Below are 16,552 nucleotides of genomic sequence, written 5' to 3' on the forward strand. Positions count from 1 at the left end.
TGAATAAGAAAAAAAGCAATTCAGACATATTGTTTATTGAAAAACCTCAAAAAGTTTAAATGATATTATTTTAAGTGAATCTACCCGAAAACAAATTGATAGTCTACTGGCTAAAATTAAAAATCATGATTTACTCTATGATCACTTCGGCTTAAAGGAGATCGATCCCAGCGGTGGTAGAACTGCGATTAACCTGTATGGCCCTCCAGGTACCGGTAAGAGTGCGACTGCTGAGGCCATCGCTTATGAACTTGGTAAAGATATCTTAAGAGCCAATTACGCTGAAATTGAATCGAAATTTGTTGGCGAAACACCTAAAAATATTAAGGCCATTTTTGCTAAAGCGACTGAAACAGACGCTGTACTAATTTTTGATGAAGCTGATTCCCTCCTAAGTAAGCGCTTAGCCCATGTTAACCAGAGCACTGATCAAGCAGTTAATGTAACAAAATCCGTTCTTTTATTAGAACTAGATAAATTTTCAGGAATTGTTATCTTTACCACTAATTTCGGCGAAAATTATGACCCAGCCTTTATCAGAAGAATCTTAGGTCATATTGAATTGTCCTTACCCGAAAAAGAGTCTAGATCAGCTATTTTTAAACAATTTTTACCAGACAAGTTACCAGTCAGCCTTAATCTAGCTGAAAAGGATCAAATTATTTCCGATACTGCTGGCTTTTCTGGTGGAGACCTCCTTAATGTCGTTATTTCAGCTAGTTCAACTGCTGTTGCTAGAGACGGGACAGCTTGCAGGGTAACTTATAATGATTTCTCTGAGGCTATCCAACTTATCAAAAAAGCCAAGCAAAATATTGGCATTTCAAAGTAAATAAAAGCTTAAATTTAATTCAATTTATAAGGTGTTTTTAATCAAAAGAGTAGTCAATAAATAGCAAGGAAGTGGTAATATGAAAACAGTTAAAGAAGTGAGTGAAATGGCTGGTATCAGTGTCAGAACCTTGCATTACTATGACAAAATCAAGCTCTTAAAACCATCCAAACGTTCCGCTTCTGGCTACAGGCTATATAGTGACGAAGACCTTAAAAAATTACAATATATTTTATTGTTTAAGGAACTCGAATTCTCTTTAAAAGAAATTAAAAAGATTATCAATAGTGAAAATTTTGATGAAGACCTGGTCTTAGACCAACAAATCGAATTATTGACCTTGAAAAAAGAACACCTAGAAAACTTAATTCTTTTTGCTAAAGGAATTAAAGTCTTGGGAGTAGATTCAGTCAATTTTCAAGCCTTTGATCGAAAAAAGATTGATAAATTTAGTCAACAAGCTAAGGATTATTGGGGAGACACAGAAGAGTACCACCATTTTCAAGAAAAACAAATTCACCAATCGAGTCTTCAGAAAAAGACAATTCATCAACAGTTAATGATGATATTTGTTGAATTCTCCCAAATTAAAAAGAAAAATTATGGATCTCAAAGCGCACAAACTTTAGTTAAAAAATTACAGGATTTCATCAGTGACCATTTCTATCCCTGTTCGAATGAAATCTTGTTTGAACTAGGGAAAATGTACGCCAGTGGCGGTGACTTCACTAAAAACATCGATGAATTTGCTGGCAGTGGCACGGCAAAATTTGTCCACCAAGCCATTGCTTATTATTGTCAATAACACTTTAAATCAGCTTGCTTAGTCCCAGGCGATCAATTTAGATCATATAATCAAAATTCACAAAAATTAAATTTATCTTGCTTTTATTCATGGACTTGGCTATGATAAATGAAATTATGAAACCGTCAATGAGGAAGTAACATTAACCAACTAATCTCAAGCGAGGACGAAGGGTGAGAGCGTCTGATTAGTCTAATGGATGGGCCTCGGAGGGTATGGTGAACTGAAGAGTAGCCATAACGGATTGACCCCCGTTAAGTGGGTTGTGTGATAAGCGAAACAGCTTATCTCGAGAGGATCGCCCGAGCGATCAAGTAAGGTGGCACCGCAGGTAGAAAAGCACTTGTCCTTAGAACATTAATTTTTAATGTTTTATGGATAAAGGCTTTTTTATTTGTAAATAAAACTTATGACGAAGGAATAGCTAAGTCACTAGCTTAGAGCAAGAGCGTGTTGATGGAAGACGTTTAGTTAGTCTTAGCGATGGGCCTTCGGAAGGCTTGCCAAGGGCTTAATTAAAGCTAAAAGCAAGACGCAAGGCTGGCGTTATCAGCAGCCGGGCGGTCAGATCAACCGCTCCTAAGTGGGCATCAGAAGATGCCAAGCAAGGTGGTACCGCAGGTTAAGTAACTTGTCCTTATAACTAATCACAAATTGGGTTAGTTATGGGGGCAAGTTTTTTGTATATAAAGATAAAAGGAGAGAATATCAATGAAAACAGCAATCGAACAATTAATTAAACACCAAGACCTATCTTACCAAGAATCCTACCAAGCGATGAAGGCCATGATGTCTGGCCAAGTCAGCCAAGCGCAAATGGCTGCCTACTTGACTGCCCTAGCTATCAAAGGGGCCAGCGACCAGGAAATCGCTGGGGCTGCAGCCGCTATGCGTGACCAAGCCAAGGCCCTTGAAACCGATCGCGACACCTTAGAAATTGTGGGGACAGGTGGCGACCAATCCTACTCCTTCAACATTTCAACGACCGCTTCCCTAATCATTGCCGCAGCCGGCGTCCCCGTTACTAAGCACGGCAACCGGTCAGCCTCTTCCAAATCAGGTGCAGCTGACTGTATCGAAGCGCTGGGCATCAACCTTTACCAAGATCCTGACCTAGCCAATCAATTATTGGACCAAGTCGGCATCTGCTTCCTCTTTGCTCAAAACTACCACCTCTCCATGAAAAATGTCAGTGGTGTCCGCAAAGACCTAGGGATTAAGACCGTCTTCAATATCTTAGGCCCGATTACTAATCCTGCTAAACCCAAATACCAAGTGCTGGGTGTCTATCAAGAAGACTTGATCCAACCCATGGCTAAGGTGATTAAGAACTTGGGTGTTGAGCGTGGCCTAGTGGTTTACGGCCAAGACGGCATGGATGAAATTTCCATCTCCGCTCCAACTTCAGCCCTCTTCTTCGACGGTGATTACGAAGAAAGCTTCATCATCAAGCCTGAAGACTACGGTTTCCCTAAATACCAAAAAGCTGAAATCGTTGGCGGAAGTCCAGCAGAAAACGCCCAAATTACTATTGATATCCTCACTGGTAAAGAACAAGGGGCCAAACGCGATATCACTCTCCTCAATGCCGCTGCTGGTCTCTACGCTGCCAGAAGAGTAGACAGTTTAAGAGCAGGAATTGACCTGGCGCGTCAAATCATTGATTCTGGGGCTGCCTACCAAGTCTTAGAAGACTACATTGCTGCCAGCCAGAAAGGAGTTTCCCATGATCTTGAAGCAGTTAGCCTTACATAGTAAGGAACGGGTCCTAGCCAGTCAGGCTAAGTTTCCCCTAGAAGCCGTTAAAGAGCGCGCACTCAGTCTTGCTAAGGGAGAGCTTATCTTTGAACAGGCCTTGGCCAAGGAAGGACTGAGCCTGATTGCTGAAATCAAGAAGGCTTCCCCCTCTAAAGGAGTGATTTCTCCAGACTTTCCCTACTTAGATATTGCCAAGCACTATCAAGACAATCAAGTAGACGCCATCTCGGTATTAACTGAACCCAAATGGTTTATGGGCTCTAAGGAAATCTTTCAAGAAGTCCGGCAAACAGTGGACCTTCCCCTACTCAGAAAGGACTTTACCGTCGACCCTTATCAGCTCTATGAAGCTAAAATCATGGGCGCCAATGCGGTCTTAATCATCTGTTCACTCTTAGATCAAGGGCCTAGCCAGTTAGAAAATTATTTAAGTATTTGTCATGACCTAGGCCTCAGTGCCCTGGTGGAAACCCATAACCTGGAAGAAATCGACCTGGCCTTAGCCTGTGGCGCTAAGATTATCGGGGTCAATAACCGCAACTTGAAGGACTTCTCTGTTAACTTCAACCATGCAGCCGAGCTAAGGAGTCGGATTCCAGATTCGGTTCTCTTTGTCGCAGAAAGCGGGGTATATGGTTCAGAAGATATTCAGTCCCTGAATGAAATTGGCGCGGATGCCGTCTTAGTGGGCGAAGCTTTGATGCGTCAAGACGATCCTAGCGCCCTTATCCAAGCCTTTCGAAAGGTTAGCCAAGCCTATGAAGCTTAAAATATGTGGCCTCAAGCGGCCAGTCGATATCAGCTACTGCAACCCCTTAGCCATTGATTATGTTGGTTTCATTGTTGATTATCCCAAAAGCCAACGCTCAGTTAGTCTCTCCACCCTCGAAGATTTGAGTCAGCGCGTCAACCCTAACATTCAAAAAGTCGGTGTCTTTGTTAATGAAAAGTTAGACCTTATCGCTGACCTTTTAAAACAAGGAATCATCGATATCGCCCAATTGCACGGTCAGGAAAGCCCCGCTGACATCGTCTATCTACAAAATACTACTGCTAAGCCCATCTGGAAGGCCTTTGCCATTCAGGATACTAAAGACCTCGATAGGGCTAAAGCCAGTCCCGCTGACCAGATCCTACTCGACTACAAAGAGGCTGGTAGCGGCAAGTCCTTTAACTGGAAACTCTTAAAGGATTTCGACCGCCCCTTTATCCTCGCTGGTGGCCTGAATGCAAATAATATCAAAAGTGCCATTGACCAAGTAAAGCCCGCTGCCCTTGACCTCTCGACTGGAGTAGAAAGTCAAGGCCATAAGGATCCCAATAAAATCAAAGAAATAGTAAGGATGGTAAAAGATGTCTAAAGGAAGATTTGGAGAATACGGTGGCCAATTCGTGGCAGAAACCTTAATGCCTTCTGTCATCGAATTAGAAGCAGCCTATCATAAATATAAAAATGACCCTGAATTCCAAGAAGAATTGACGGATTTATTAAATAATTACGCCGGACGCCCCAGCCTACTCTATTACGCTAAGAATATGACCGCAGATTTAGGCGGTCCAAAAATCTACCTCAAACGTGAAGACCTCAACCATACTGGAGCCCATAAAATTAATAATGTTCTCGGTCAAGTGCTCTTGGCTAAAAAGATGGGCAAAACCCGGATCATTGCGGAAACCGGAGCCGGCCAACACGGGGTTGCTACTGCAACTGCCTGCGCCTTGTTGAACTTAGACTGTGTGGTTTACATGGGCAAACACGATACCGAACGCCAAGCCCTCAATGTCTATCGGATGAAATTACTGGGCGCCCAAGTCGTTGCTGTTGATTCCGGCACTGGCACTTTAAAAGATGCGGTTAATGAAACCATGAAAGAATGGAGCCGGCGGATGGAAGACACCCACTATTGCATCGGTTCGGCCATGGGACCCCACCCCTTTCCAACCATGGTACGTGACTTCCAAAGTGTCATTTCAAGAGAAATGCGCCAAGAAATCCTTGAGCGCGAAGGGCGCTTGCCGGATGCCGTTCTTGCCTGTGTTGGTGGCGGATCCAACGCTATCGGCTCTTTTGCCGCCTTTATCGATGACCCTGAAGTACAATTATTCGGTTGCGAAGGTGCCGGTCACGGAGTGGATAGTCCAGATACCGCCGCCACCATGCAAGTGGGGCGGCCAGGGGTCTACCATGGCATGAAGACCATCATCGCCCAAGATGCGGATGGCCAGGTCAACCCTGTCTATTCCATCTCAGCAGGTCTTGACTATCCAGGAATTGGCCCTGAGCATGCCAATCTAGCTGCCAGAAAGCGGGCCCAATATGTTCCCATCACGGATGAAGAAGCGGTCCAAGCTTTTGAATACCTTAGCCGGGCGGAAGGGATTATTCCCGCCATCGAATCTGCTCACGCCGTTGCCTACGCCATCAAATTAGCTAAAACCATGCGCCCCGACCAAATTATCTGTATTACCTTGTCTGGTCGTGGTGATAAGGATTGTGCCGCCATTGCACGTTACCGGGGGGAAAAAATTTATGACTAGCATTCAATCCGTTTTCCAAAATAAAAAAGCTTTTATTCCTTATATAACCGCCGGCTATCCTGACCTCGCCAGCACCGAAAGATATATTGAAGCCATGGCCGAAGAGGGAGCCAGTTTAATTGAAATTGGTATTCCCTTCTCCGATCCTACGGCAGAGGGTCCAGTCATCCAACACGCTATTGAAACAGCCTTAGCAGCTGGTCTCCATACTGATGATGTCTTCGCTATGGTTGAGCGCCTCCAAAAGAAAATTGACACCCCCTTGGTCTTTATGACCTATGCCAATATCGTCTTTGGTTATGGCCCAAAGAAATTCATGCGCCGCTGCCAAGAAGTGGGTATTCAGGGAATTATCATCCCTGACGTGCCTTACGAAGAGAAAGGCGAGCTCCTCCCCTATAGTCAGAAACATGGAGTCGCCTTAATCTCCTTAGTCGCGCCGACTTCCCATGACCGCATCCATAAAATCGCTAAAGAAGCGGAAGGTTTCCTTTATGTTGTTTCATCACTAGGAGTAACCGGAACTCGGCAAAACATTCAAACAGACCTTGGCGCTATGATTGAAGCCATCCGTCAAGCTAACCCCGATATTCCTGCCGCCATTGGCTTTGGGGTCTCTAATCCCAGCCAAGCTAAACAAATGGCTGACCTGTCCGATGGGGTGATTATTGGGTCTGCTATCATTAAACTGATTGACCAATACCAAGACCAGGCGGAGGAGCCGATCCGTGCATTTACTCGATCCATTGTGCAAGCCATTCAATAAAACAACGGTAATACTCATTTCTCTAGCCACTTAAAAGGTGGCTTTTATTTTTATACCCGGCCTCTACTAAATTGCCATCATATATTAATTTATTAAGGGAACTAGACATCGATTCCTTTTTAAAGCCATTTTTCCCGTGCTTCATAGAGAACTTTTATATACATAGATCTTTGACTTGCTAAGTTAATCTCATAATGATATCATAAAGATATCAAATAGATAGAAGCGATCGCATTAAAGTCACGTATAGAAACTATTATTTTAAAGGAATTTGTCACTAGCCTTATAGGAAAGGAAGATTCACATGGCCAATACAGATAAGAAACTAGACACTGGTATTACTGAAACTGTTTTAACTGGTAAGAAAAACGGCATGGCGGTACTAATCGCTTATGTTATCGGTTTTATTCTCGCAGTTATCTTACTAGTTGCCGATTTATATCCCTTAATTAATGCGCTAGCTATCGCCTACCTGGCCTTAGCCTGGTTAATTCTCTTTGGTCTCAAGGTTTTAAGTCCACAGGAATCATTAGTCTTAACCCTCTTTGGTAGGTATATCGGTACCCTTAAGGGGGAAGGTTTTTACTTTGTTAATCCCTTCAGTCAAGCCATCAACCCCGCTGCCGGCACCTATCTCGGTCAAAGTGGCGATGTAAGGAAAACAGAAAAGCAGTCGGCTGATGACAAAAATGCTGTCCAATTCTCTATCGGCCCCAGCAAAAAAATTTCGCTTAAAGCCATGACTCTCAATAACAGCAAGCAAAAAATCAACGACTACTTGGGTAACCCGGTTGAAATTGGTATTGCGGTTATTTGGCGGGTAGATGACACGGCTAAGGCAGTTTTTAATGTTGATAACTATAAAGAATACCTGTCCTTACAAACCGATTCTGCCCTCCGTAACATTATTCGCCAATATCCCTATGATGTGAATCCAAAATTTGAAATTGATACCACTGGAGATGGTGAACCCGATGACGGCTCTCTCCGAGGGTCCAGTGAGATTGTTGCCCTTCGCATTAAGGAAGAGATCCAAAGTCGGGTGGACTTTGCCGGGTTAGAAATTGTCGAAGCCCGCATCACCCACCTCTCCTATGCCCCTGAAATTGCAGCGGCCATGTTACAACGCCAACAAGCTTCGGCTCTCATTGATGCCCGAGCTATGATCGTCGATGGCGCTGTGGGGATGGTGGAAATGGCCCTAGACAAGCTCGAGGCCAAGCAAGTGGTCGACCTGGATGAGGAACGCAAGGCAGCCATGGTTTCCAACCTCTTAGTTGTGCTCTGTGGCAATAGCGAAGTCTCCCCCATTGTGAACTCAGGAAGTCTTTACTAATGGCTAAGAAACAAGTCCCACTCCGCATCTCACAAAAGCTCTATGACCAATTAGCCGCTTGGGCCGAGGATGACTTCCGTTCCATCAACGGACAGATTGAGTACCTGCTGACCGAATGCGTGAAGCAACGCAAGAAAGACGGCAAATATGTTAGCGAAACCATGAATGACCGCATCGATTTGGATATTGAATAATAGAAAGCGGCACAGCCTCGTTAATTGACGCGCTGTGCCGCTTTGATTTGTTTAACTGTTTAAGAAAGGGTCGCTTGAAAAAATTCTGCTGTCTGCTGGCTAATCCGGATAGGTACCCGGTGACCCACCTCATCTAAAACCGTCCATTCCAGGTGGGCTTTAGGAAAATCGGCCTTAAATTTTTGAATATCTTCCTGGTTTAAGCTTAAGATGTCGGCATTATCAGCGCCACCATTGTAAACATAGACAGGCTGGTTTAAAAATTCTTCTGGATGGTCAGTCGGATTATTGCTGAGGATAACAGCTAACTTACTAGCGTCAATTTCATCCGGATAGCGATCACCATAGATTATTCGCAGCTGTTCTTCTAAATTAAGCCCAGCAATGTGAATGGCTAGTCCACTTAAGGATTGATAATAAGCCGTCCCGATCATGGCTGCCATAATCCCGCCCATGGAAGCGCCGTAGACAAATAAATTGTCGATGGTATATTGCTTTTGAATGGCAGACACTAAGCGGGGAAATTCCTCAAAGCTTTGGACGATAATACCTGGCATAATGCCTATGGAAGTCTCGGGAAAAGGATCGACTTGGCGGTCGCCATGGAGAGGGGCATCAGGCAAGAAGACATGAAAACCATTAGCCGCATAAATCAGCCCTTGTTTGATCAAGGCTTCCTTATTCAATTTATAGCCATGGTAACCGATCACCATGTTTTTAGACTCCTCTTCTTGTGGGTAGATTTCCACCAGTGCTATGCCCTCAAGCTGGGTAAATTTCACAGTAAAGCTGCCGTCCATGATCTCCCATTCCCTTCTATGTGTTACTATCTAAACGAATCTCTCTTAAAATTTTACCATGCCTTAATCACAAAGTTGTCTTCCCCGCTCATGCTCCTTTAATTATTGAAAAGAAGTTAAAAACTCCGCCCACTTGTACGAGCTGGGCGGAATTTTTTATTAAAAGTAATAATGGCTGCAACACTAGCGATGAAGCTAAAGGATGCGTTTAAAATGCCAGTAAAAGAATAAAATCGGACTAATTAAAAAATACACTGGATAGAGAATCTTACTTGTAACAAAATAACCCGCTTCTGAGTCATAGGGTAGTGTTAAGACCACTTGGGGAAAGAGCGCCCAGGCCAAGCATAAGTAAATTCCCAGTAGGATACCTGGAAATTGCGTGAGTTCAATCCCAAAATAATCCGTCAGCAAGAAATAGACGACAAAAGTAAAAAAGCTACTAATAAAATAAGCGACCAAAGTGATAAATAAACCGTTTTTCATGAGAATCACCTCTGCTATTAATGGTTAAGGCTTACCTATCTAGCTAGCTTTATTATAACAAAAGTGATTAAATAATAGGATTTATCCTTTACAAAAATTTCATTTTTAAAATAGCAGTCTATTACGCACCAGCTGAGATGTTACAATAGCTTTAAAGACTGAAAACTTTAATTAAAATAAAAAGGAGGCACAGACTTCTTGTTTACCTGGACATATACTACTCCCAAAGACTTCAATGACATTATCTTGATCAGTGATGGGGAAAGCTTGACGGGACTCTATTTTGCGAGATCAAGAGACGCTCACAAACATCAACTGGAATATGCTAAAAAAACCAGTCAGCCTTTCCAAGAAAGTATCGACTGGTTAGATCGTTATTTTGCCGGTGAGCTTCCCCCGTTCACTCCAAAGTTCCGCTTAAAAGATCCCACGCCCTTCCGCCAAGAGGTAGCGGAAGTCATGCTTAGGATTCCCTATGGCCATGTACTGACCTACCAAGATATTGCCAATAAGATTGCCCAGAAAAGAGGAAAGCCTAGTATGTCAGCTCAAGCAGTTGGTGGAGCGGTTGGCTGGAATCCAATTTGCTTAATCATTCCCTGCCACCGGGTCGTCGGTAAAGATAAAAAGCTGACTGGCTATGGCGGTGGACTAAACAATAAATACCAACTACTCAAGTTAGAAGGCCAGGACATGAGTCAATTTACCTGGCCTAAAGGAGGTCACGACTCATGAAACGCTGCCATTGGTGCAATTTAGCTAACCCCTTATATGTGACTTACCATGACCAGGAATGGGGAATAGCTAACTTCCAGGACCCTTACCTCTTTGAAATGCTTATCTTAGAATCTTTTCAAGCCGGTCTTTCCTGGGAAACCATCTTGAACAAAAGAGTAGCCTTCCGCCAAGCCTATGACCACTTTAATGTGGACAAGGTAGCCCAGTACGGTGAGGATAAAGTGCAAGAATTAATCGCCAATCCTCAAATCATCCGCCACCCAGCCAAAATTCGAGCCAGTATCCAAAACGCCCAAGTCTTACAGAATATTCAAGCTGACTATGGCTCCTTTTATGCCTACCTAACTACCTTTACCCAAGGGAAGCGGTGGGTTGAATTAGACAAAACGTCGAGCCCCTTATCAGAGGCTGTCTCTAAAGGCCTCAAACAAAAAGGGATGGCCTTTATCGGTCCTACTATCATCTATTCCTATCTCCAGGCCTGCGGTATCATCTATTCTCATGAGAAGAATTGTTTTCTCTATCGCACTGAAATTTGACTTAAATAAGTAGGAGATGTTTGCAAAGACCAGAGCTTAGCTATCCACCTCTTGGTCCTCTCTATTTCTATTATAATGATCAATTTCCCTAATCGTTTCCTCCATACAACCCAGATTTTTGTATAAGTCTCTATCACCAATAATATAGAATTTCTTCTTAGCACGTGTGGCAGCAACGTTTATAATATTGGGTTCAGAGACTGCCCAACTTGCTGCCCCCTTGGAATTTTCGTCACAGCCCATAACCAGGTAAACAATATCCGCTTCTTTCCCTTGAAAAGTATGGACCGTCCCGATATTAGTACATTTTCCATTGGCAAAACGAGCAAATTCAACCTCCCGCTGACGAAGCAGGGCAATCAACTGATTAGCTACATTCTTAAAGGGGCTAATCACATAAATCTGTTTACTGTCAACTCCTTCCACATCAAGCTTATTTTGGATTTCTTCTTTAAGTCGTTGGCCTTGTTCTTTAACGTATTTATTCACTGCCTTCCCCTTCACATCAAGCCATTGCCCCAGACCTTGATTATCGTCCGGTAGTACCATCATATTGTCATAAGCAATAGCGTTCGAAATCGAAAACATAGGATCGGCACAACGGCGATGAACCCAAAGTGGGATTCCGATCCAAGCATCAGGATCATGCTTATTAGAGGAATAGCCGTATTGACTTGCCTGGTCAGCGAGAACTTGGACTGAACTATTATCTGACAAATAATCCCTGGCAGAGACTTGATACCAATCGCTGACCTCGGTTAAGATCGCATTTTCAATGGGAAGAACGGGTTTAATCTGCTTAGGGTCCCCGACCGCAATAAATTTATGGCAGCGGAATAAGGCACCCAAAGCGGATTGAGGGGTAGCCTGTCCCGCTTCATCACAAATCACGTAACCCAATTCATCCACCCACATATCAGACATCATGCGACTGAAACTCGCAAATGTTGAGCTAATCACTGGGATAGCCATGTTGATCCAATACCACGCTGCCTTCTTAGCCTCAGAATTTTTACGGTATTTCTTATAACGTCCCCGCCATATTTCTACCGCCGCCTTCAAATTCCCCTGATTTTCCTTTAAAAACTGCTTCCGAACCCTTAATGCTAAAATAAACAGGTTCGTTTGTTTACGCCGATAGGCCTCATCAAACCAGGGCGAAGCTTTCTGTAATTCGCGATAATTATCTGCATGATCATAAACATCCAGTGGATTCACCAATTTGCCATATGCTTGAGATTTCTCGTAGTTGGTTTTATCCGTTTTTAGCTTGGTAATCGCTTTGTCTATTGCCTTTAAACTTTGTTTCTTAGCCTCTAAGTCTTGCAGCTTCACTGCATTGGATTCATATTCCGGGCGCAAGTGGGCTAAGTCATGCTCAGCTTGGCGGTACTTTTTCCTCAAAAATAGCCGGTTAATCAAAGAATGATAATCAGCTTCTTTCCTCTTAATAAGGTCTGCCTGATCTTTGACTAGCTTTTGATACTGTGTTGTTTCCTGGTCAAGTTGGGCGAGTAATTGAGGATTTTCTTGCTTTTCTAATTGGGCTAATTGACGGACTGTTTTCTTATAAGCTAAGTAAGATTCGGCTGCTTTCTGGATAAGCTCTTGTTCAGCTTTTAAGTCTTGGTAAGCCTGGTTAAAATCCTGATAGGCTCTGCGGTCATCTTTTTGTTCACTTAAAGCGTCCGCCACCTGGCTTACCTTATCCAGCATGGCCTTGATATTAGCAAACTTACCACCCTCACTTGACAATAATCCCCAAAATTCTGGAGACGATTTCCCCTCATTAGCGATCTCCGTATAGTAATTTAAGTCTTTTAATTTTTCTTTGTATTCATCTACTTCGACCTTATCCACTTGGATCCACTCATTGACAATATTTTGAACTGCCCCATTATTGGAGCTCACTACCATAATGCCCTTCTTGGTGAGGTCTTGCGATAACTTATCCATTCGACGGCCTGGGTCATATTCAACCGTTTTTTCTAAGCTTTGTCCCCGGCAAATCGATCGGGCCTGTTGCACAATGATGTCCGCCACGACATCCTGGAGGAGGGTAGTTTTGCCAGTTCCTGGAGGGCCATTGACGGATTGGATGGCCAAATCTTCCTGGTCCATCCTGGTCAGTAGATTGACTGATACTTGTTGCATCAGCGATAGGGAATATTTTCCCAAGAACCTGCCCATAGGAAAATTCTTTGGCATTAAGATTTCTTGCAAGGCTTCGGGGTTGAAGCTAGATGAAGTTTTAGAGCTATCAAGATTAACTTCCGCTTGACTCCCTTGTAAATAAGTCTTTAATACTGGACTACTTTTATAAAGCTGGTACCTAATCGCCTTATCCAAGTCTTCAGCAAAGAAAGAATGCAAATTTACGCCTTCACTTGTTAAATTATCCACAAACTTGTAGCGACAGTATTCAAGTGTTTGGACCCCTCTGTGGTGAAAATAAGTCATCAGCGCTTGGTTAAATTGCTTCGCTGACAGTGGATCTTCTGACTCAAATAATTGGCTTAATTTGTTCTTCTCAGCAGTCTCAAACTCTCTAAAACCTCCCTTACCATCCGCTGTCTTCAGGCGCTTAATTTTATCGGGATAAAGATAGCCACTAAAAGAGTAAAAGAATTGATTGGGAATAAAGGCTAAATCCTTATCGAAACAGAGCATAAAGCTAAATTTATTGCCATAGTTGGTTTCTGCTTCTAAGAAGGAGTTAAGATTGAAGTACTTTCTAAACTGATCAATGAGCACTTTAAAATCAAAGATCTCTCCATAGATAATAATCCCAGCATTTTTAGGCAGCTTTTTATCTCGTTTTTTCTGGGCTTGATTTTTTAATTCATCTTTAAAGAGCTGATAATAATCCACCTGGTTAACTGCCTGACTATCAAAGGTCAACAGTTTTCTATCTTTCAGGTTGATGTCACCCTCAGACAAACGCTCTAGCATCAACCAGGCGCTAAGTATCTGTTCAGGTGTATTTTGGGCTTGGTCCATATCTTGCCCTCCTCTTCTAGGTTTACTACTAAGGCTATTATACTTCATGATTATGCCAAGGCCTATACAAACACTTTTATTGTATAATTAAAATATTTTCAGCATACAAAAAAGCCCCTCTGCAGGAGCTTCACCTAGTTATGATCAGTCTGATCGGCTTAAGGACCTAGGCCTTAATAATTCACCCCAATAGCTGTGCCGATACACAGACCTTTACCAATCCCTAGTGGCATATTGTCAAAAAGGGCACCAAAACAAGCACCAACCCCTAAGCCTAGAGCGATCCCAATGCCAATATGGTCATCGGCTCCTTTTTCCTTACTGCTGTTTTTTTGATCTGGGGATGGGGACTTCTTTTTCGCTTGACTTATCCCATAAAACGCTAACCCAGTAACTACTACTAAGATGACAATAATGGCAATTATTCTGATAGCTGTAATTTCCATAGCTAAATCTCTCCTTATTTAATGAGTCATTTAAAACTTTCAATGACAGTATAGTCACAAATAATTGACATGTCAACTATAAATGACATAACTTTAATAAATGATGCCTTGTTTCCAAAAAATCATAATTTATTAAACGATTCTAATTGCTTGTTAACTAACGAACAATATAGCTTTTTTATATCGCGGCTCTATGGTAAGGCTTTCATTGTTTGTATACTTCATGATAAAATACTATTTAAATAATAATTATTTGAGACAAGGAGATTAATATGAAGAAGAAACTACAAATTACTTTAGCTGCCTTAACTTCCTTAGCCCTCTTAGCGGCTTGTTCAAACGGTGGCAATAGTAAGGATAAACAGGCGGATTCTTCACAACAAAGCGAAGAAGTGTCTAGCCAAGAGTCACAAGCAGAAGCCCCCAAAGAAAACGAAGATTCTGTTAAAAAATCCGATTGGAGCGAAGAACAACCGGCCTTAGTAGCGGGTACCCTATCCCTAGCTGAAATGACCGATGCTTTAGAGATTCCTCTGGTTGGCGTTACCTCGCACGCCCCCGACCAATTGCCTGAAGACTATCGTGACCTCCCCAAAGTGGGTAGCGGCCCTAAGATCGATTTAGAAACCTTGGCGGCTACTGAAGCGGACTACTACTTGAACAATAAGAAACTAGAAGCCATGACCCGCCAACAAGTAGAAGGCGCTGGGGTTGAACCGGTTTACTTTGACTATACTCGTTACGACGATGTCAAACAAACCCTCCTAGACATTGGTAAATTAGCTGGCCGCCAAGACAAGGCCCAAAACATTGTTGATGATATCAATGCCAAAGAAGAAGAAGTCTTAAAAGGTACCGAAGACCTTAAAGGTAAAACTTTCGTAATTATCTTTAACTCCGAAGAAGGTAGTTCCGTGGCATCTGACGATAGCTACCTGGCTTCTATTTTAGAAAAATTAGGCCTGAAAAATATTGCGGATGAATCCCTAGAATCAGGTAGTAATGTGATTACTGACGGTAGTCTGGTTAACTTCAGCTCGGAGGCCATTATCGATGCTGATCCGGATTACATTATCAGCTATTCGCTCTCCAATGTCTTTAACTTAAAGAATAAGGGAACTGCCGACGAAAACACTTCCCAAGAACAAATCGAAGCAGAATTACAAAAACCAATTTGGCAAGAAACTAAGGCGGGTAAAAATAACCACATCATCTCCCTAACTTCTAATGACATTAGTATCAATGGTGGCTTAGGCTTAGCCGATGACCTTGCTCTCGTTAAGAAAGCCCTATTAGGAGAAGAGTAGGGTGGTCAAACGAAGCGGTAGTCGCTGGCTACTCTTTCTATTTTTGCTGGTGGTGCTGGCAATCTTTGCTCTGATTGGTATGCGTCTAGGTAGCATTCCGGTTTCTTTGGAAGATATATTATCCTCCTTCACTAGCCAAGCCACTAAGCGAGGACAGATCCTCTGGAGCATCCGCTATCCCAGGATCGTCATCACCCTCTTAGCTGGCTTGAACCTAGGCCTATCAGGATTACTCATCCAAAGCGTGCTCAAAAATCCCATTACCGATAGCAATATCTTAGGGATTAATGCTGGGGCCAGTTTACTGGCGGTAGTAATTTTGATTCTCTTTCCAGAGCAGACGGCCCTGGTACCTTTCTTCGCCTTTATTGGTGGGGTTGGTGCCTTCCTTTTAGTAGGTCTCCTCGCTTTTCAATCAGCCTATTCGTCAGTTCGCATTGTCCTGACGGGGTTAGCCATCCGCTCGGTATTGGGTGGTTTACAAAGTGTTATCGTTACTATGAATAGTGACCGCCTCCATGGGGCCATTCTCTGGCTCAACGGCAACCTGAGTGGGCATAGCTGGCAGGATATCTTCCTGCTCTTCCTCTATGCCCTCCCAGCTTATCTTTGTCTGATCTTCATTCATCCCAAGATGGACTTACTGCAATTAGAAGATGGACTGATTCATTCTTTAGGTTATCCACCTAAACGGGTTGCCTTAACGGTTGCCCTCGTTGGTGTCTACCTGGCTGCCATTACAGTTTCCTTCGTGGGTATGATCGGTTTCGTGGGCTTAATCATTCCCCATGTTGCCCGTTTATTGGTCGGTGGGAAACATAGTCGCCTGATCCCCTTTACTGGCATCCTGGGAGCAATTCTTTTGATACTAGCCGATACCCTATCACGGACAGTGATTGCACCCTTGGAAATCCCTATCGGAACCACCATGTCCCTCATTGGAGGACCTTTCTTCCTCTACCTACTTTACCGTCAATCGACTCGGAGGTGATGGACGATCTTATTAA

17 protein-coding genes and 1 pseudogene are annotated in these 16,552 nt (G+C 43.1%); 14 read left to right on the forward strand and 4 right to left on the reverse strand.

Annotated elements, in window-relative coordinates; translation table 11 throughout:
- Positions 1 to 238: 238 nt before the first annotated feature.
- The 10 genes and pseudogenes from HMPREF9243_RS10780 to HMPREF9243_RS08905 form a co-directional block, all read left to right on the forward strand.
- Positions 239 to 508, forward strand: a pseudogene (locus tag HMPREF9243_RS10780) (AAA family ATPase); the annotation flags it as partial.
- A 54-nt stretch (positions 509 to 562) separates the two neighbouring features.
- A complete protein-coding gene (locus tag HMPREF9243_RS10785; protein ID WP_013669595.1) occupies positions 563 to 832 on the forward strand; it encodes a hypothetical protein in 270 nt (89 codons plus the stop codon).
- 79 nt (positions 833 to 911) lie between these two features.
- Positions 912 to 1,637 (forward strand): MerR family transcriptional regulator, encoded by a 726-nt coding sequence (locus HMPREF9243_RS08870; RefSeq protein WP_013669324.1) that lies wholly within the window; start codon positions 912 to 914, stop codon positions 1,635 to 1,637.
- A 711-nt stretch (positions 1,638 to 2,348) separates the two neighbouring features.
- The gene (gene trpD / locus HMPREF9243_RS08875) at positions 2,349 to 3,392 is read left to right on the forward strand and encodes an anthranilate phosphoribosyltransferase (RefSeq protein WP_013670015.1); all 1,044 of its coding nucleotides are present in this window, start codon (positions 2,349 to 2,351) and stop codon (positions 3,390 to 3,392) included.
- Positions 3,364 to 4,164: an indole-3-glycerol phosphate synthase TrpC gene (gene trpC / locus HMPREF9243_RS08880; RefSeq protein ID WP_013669250.1), complete on the forward strand. Its 801-nt coding sequence runs from the start codon at positions 3,364 to 3,366 to the stop codon at positions 4,162 to 4,164. The genes trpD and trpC overlap by 29 nt, the downstream gene beginning before the upstream one ends.
- Complete coding sequence (locus HMPREF9243_RS08885; protein WP_041706281.1) at positions 4,154 to 4,756, forward strand: phosphoribosylanthranilate isomerase; 603 nt, start codon at positions 4,154 to 4,156, stop codon at positions 4,754 to 4,756. Before trpC ends, HMPREF9243_RS08885 begins: the two co-directional genes overlap by 11 nt.
- Positions 4,749 to 5,933, forward strand: a complete 1,185-nt coding sequence (gene trpB, locus HMPREF9243_RS08890) for a tryptophan synthase subunit beta (RefSeq protein ID WP_013668549.1) — start codon at positions 4,749 to 4,751, stop codon at positions 5,931 to 5,933. Before HMPREF9243_RS08885 ends, trpB begins: the two co-directional genes overlap by 8 nt.
- Positions 5,926 to 6,699: a tryptophan synthase subunit alpha gene (gene trpA, locus HMPREF9243_RS08895; protein WP_013669546.1), complete on the forward strand. Its 774-nt coding sequence runs from the start codon at positions 5,926 to 5,928 to the stop codon at positions 6,697 to 6,699. Before trpB ends, trpA begins: the two co-directional genes overlap by 8 nt.
- A 337-nt stretch (positions 6,700 to 7,036) precedes the next feature.
- A complete protein-coding gene (locus tag HMPREF9243_RS08900) occupies positions 7,037 to 8,035 on the forward strand; it encodes an SPFH domain-containing protein (RefSeq protein ID WP_196793355.1) in 999 nt (332 codons plus the stop codon).
- Positions 8,035 to 8,229 carry a TA system antitoxin ParD family protein gene (locus HMPREF9243_RS08905; protein WP_013670040.1) on the forward strand — a complete coding sequence of 65 codons (195 nt, stop codon included), beginning with the start codon at positions 8,035 to 8,037 and terminating at the stop codon, positions 8,227 to 8,229. Before HMPREF9243_RS08900 ends, HMPREF9243_RS08905 begins: the two co-directional genes overlap by 1 nt.
- 59 nt (positions 8,230 to 8,288) lie before the next feature.
- On the opposite strand, the gene HMPREF9243_RS10065 is transcribed toward HMPREF9243_RS08905, so the two are convergent.
- Both HMPREF9243_RS10065 and HMPREF9243_RS08915 read right to left on the reverse strand, forming a co-directional pair.
- Positions 8,289 to 9,029, reverse strand: coding sequence for a serine aminopeptidase domain-containing protein (locus HMPREF9243_RS10065; protein ID WP_013669187.1), 741 nt, complete (start codon positions 9,027 to 9,029; stop codon positions 8,289 to 8,291).
- 195 nt (positions 9,030 to 9,224) lie between these two features.
- Positions 9,225 to 9,515: a hypothetical protein gene (locus tag HMPREF9243_RS08915; protein WP_013668563.1), complete on the reverse strand. Its 291-nt coding sequence runs from the start codon at positions 9,513 to 9,515 to the stop codon at positions 9,225 to 9,227.
- A gap of 198 nt (positions 9,516 to 9,713) precedes the next feature.
- Between HMPREF9243_RS08915 and HMPREF9243_RS08920 the strand changes: the two genes are divergently transcribed.
- Both HMPREF9243_RS08920 and HMPREF9243_RS08925 read left to right on the forward strand, forming a co-directional pair.
- Entirely contained in the window at positions 9,714 to 10,250 is a 537-nt protein-coding gene (locus HMPREF9243_RS08920) for a methylated-DNA--[protein]-cysteine S-methyltransferase (protein WP_013669420.1), read from the forward strand.
- The gene (locus HMPREF9243_RS08925; protein WP_013669235.1) at positions 10,247 to 10,792 is read left to right on the forward strand and encodes a DNA-3-methyladenine glycosylase I; all 546 of its coding nucleotides are present in this window, start codon (positions 10,247 to 10,249) and stop codon (positions 10,790 to 10,792) included. The genes HMPREF9243_RS08920 and HMPREF9243_RS08925 overlap by 4 nt, the downstream gene beginning before the upstream one ends.
- A 36-nt stretch (positions 10,793 to 10,828) precedes the next feature.
- Here HMPREF9243_RS08925 and HMPREF9243_RS08930 read toward each other — a convergent pair whose 3' ends face one another.
- Together HMPREF9243_RS08930 and HMPREF9243_RS08935 are read right to left on the reverse strand one after the other, a co-directional pair.
- A complete protein-coding gene (locus HMPREF9243_RS08930; protein WP_013669207.1) occupies positions 10,829 to 13,792 on the reverse strand; it encodes an ATP-binding protein in 2,964 nt (987 codons plus the stop codon).
- Positions 13,793 to 13,965: 173 nt separating this feature from the next.
- The gene (locus tag HMPREF9243_RS08935) at positions 13,966 to 14,238 is read right to left on the reverse strand and encodes a hypothetical protein (protein ID WP_013668498.1); all 273 of its coding nucleotides are present in this window, start codon (positions 14,236 to 14,238) and stop codon (positions 13,966 to 13,968) included.
- A gap of 272 nt (positions 14,239 to 14,510) precedes the next feature.
- Between HMPREF9243_RS08935 and HMPREF9243_RS08940 the strand changes: the two genes are divergently transcribed.
- Together HMPREF9243_RS08940 and HMPREF9243_RS08945 are read left to right on the forward strand one after the other, a co-directional pair.
- On the forward strand, positions 14,511 to 15,545 hold the full coding sequence (locus HMPREF9243_RS08940; protein ID WP_013669463.1) for an ABC transporter substrate-binding protein: 1,035 nt from the start codon (positions 14,511 to 14,513) through the stop codon (positions 15,543 to 15,545).
- 1 nt (position 15,546) lies between these two features.
- Entirely contained in the window at positions 15,547 to 16,536 is a 990-nt protein-coding gene (locus HMPREF9243_RS08945; RefSeq protein ID WP_013668852.1) for an iron ABC transporter permease, read from the forward strand.
- Positions 16,537 to 16,552 lie beyond the last annotated feature (16 nt).

The sequence above is a fragment of the Aerococcus sp. Group 1 genome (genome assembly GCF_000193205.1).
GTDB lineage: Bacteria > Bacillota > Bacilli > Lactobacillales > Aerococcaceae > Aerococcus > Aerococcus urinae_A.